The following is a 218-nucleotide window of genomic DNA, read 5'->3' as shown; positions in this document are numbered from 1 at the left end:
TTGCCGCCCGTGGCGCTGTCGATGGTCACACTAACGGTCGAGCCGTTGTTGTAGACATCGTTGGCCGGGGTCTGGAAATCGATGCTGCCTTGAGTCTTGCCTGCTTCAACGGTGATGACCTGGCCGTTGGACAGGGTCACGGTCACCGGAGTCTGAGCCGGGTTGGTCAGGGTCACGGTGTAGGTGATGACACCGCCCTCAGTAACCGAAGGGTTCGC

At 60.6% G+C, this 218-nt stretch carries 1 protein-coding gene; it reads right to left on the bottom strand.

The window, feature by feature from the left end; all coding sequences use genetic code 11:
- The coding region (locus tag FS777_RS21335) for an immunoglobulin-like domain-containing protein (RefSeq protein WP_145257618.1) at positions 1–218 on the bottom strand (218 nt) is incomplete at both ends.

It is taken from the genome of Pseudomonas sp. DE0157 (genome assembly GCF_007678615.1).
In the GTDB taxonomy this organism is placed as follows: Bacteria; Pseudomonadota; Gammaproteobacteria; order Pseudomonadales; family Pseudomonadaceae; genus Aquipseudomonas; species Aquipseudomonas parafulva_B.
Note: the sequence above shows the minus strand (reverse complement) of the source record. Positions and strands in the feature narration are given on the sequence as shown.